Here is a 1058-nt window from a genome sequence, read left to right as displayed (position 1 = left end):
CGAATCCAAAGCGAAGTAAACCATCGACGCATTGCTGCACAGGACCAGCCCCACGAGCCGACAAAAAGATGAAGTGCAACGCCGTTCTCCTGGTTTTCGCCAGATCATGTTGCGAGCTCGTCGGCCGCAACATGCGTCTGGCAGTTCTTGGGGCAGACGCGGCCGCAGGCTCCGCAGCCTATGCAGCGGCCGGCATCATCGACAACCATGATCATGCGATTGAGCTTGCCGTCGAAATCGTCGTCCTCGTCATCGCAGGGGCCGAGGATTTCACCCGCATCATCAACGCCGTGAAGATGCATGACATCGCGCGAGCAGACCTTGAAACAACGGCAGCAGCCGATGCAGATTTGCTATCGATGGAGGTCAGGTACGGCGGCATCCAAATGGAGCCGTCACGGGTGGTGAATGTGCGCATCATCCTAAATTCTTCATTGAAGCGAGTTCTCTCTTGGCAACATCCAACTCGGCATAAACGGCTTGGGTTTTCTCGGCGACTTCCTGTATGTCGGCCCACTTGCCCGGCAGACCCTCGACGAGGTCCTGCAATGCCATCTTGGCAATAGCTGCACGCAACTGGAGCTTTCAGACTTTTTTCCTCATCCTATCTAGGTCTGACATAGATCCTTCCTGGAACAATGGTTTCTTGATGCGCTCCATCTCGGGCTAGGCTTCAATGGCTGCAGTCGCATCGTCGACCAGTTTCGTACCGGCCTCAGCAAGTTTGCGGAAAGTCTCGAAGCCGAACCGGTGGACGTCTCGACAGAACGCCCAACCGCTGGAAGCCCGCAGGGGCTTCATTCCAATTATTGGCGACGTCGACACGCCGGAGCGCTCCTCGATCGCAAGCGCTACGGCGGTGTAAACATGTCGAGCCTCCACAGCGCGTCAGGATCGGGATCGCCGCCAAAGGGTACCGCACGTTGCTGTTGCTTGGTGATGATGAACTCGGCCAGCAGCTCGGCATCCGAATGGCCTTCCCATAAGCCGAAGGAATCCTGAGTACGAATGAGCCGCAGGAGGCATTTGACGAACGGGGAAGCAAGGGCCTCGTCGTC

General features: G+C 57.1%; 1 protein-coding gene and 2 pseudogenes. All 3 read right to left on the bottom strand.

Going from position 1 to position 1058, the window contains the following annotated elements:
- Nucleotides 1-104: 104 nt before the first annotated feature.
- Nucleotides 105-421 (bottom strand): annotated as a pseudogene (fdxB, locus tag P9228_RS30820) (ferredoxin III, nif-specific).
- Entirely contained in the window at nucleotides 418-576 is a 159-nt protein-coding gene (locus P9228_RS30815; RefSeq protein WP_224571204.1) for a CCE_0567 family metalloprotein, read from the bottom strand. Before P9228_RS30815 ends, fdxB begins: the two are co-directional and overlap by 4 nt.
- A gap of 90 nt (nucleotides 577-666) precedes the next feature.
- A pseudogene (locus tag P9228_RS30810) lies at nucleotides 667-1058 on the bottom strand (DUF269 domain-containing protein); the annotation flags it as partial.

Origin of the sequence: Mesorhizobium sp. WSM4898 (assembly GCF_029625845.1) — a bacterium.
Classification (GTDB): Bacteria; Pseudomonadota; Alphaproteobacteria; order Rhizobiales; family Rhizobiaceae; genus Mesorhizobium.
This window is presented reverse-complemented; position numbering and strand designations above follow the sequence as displayed.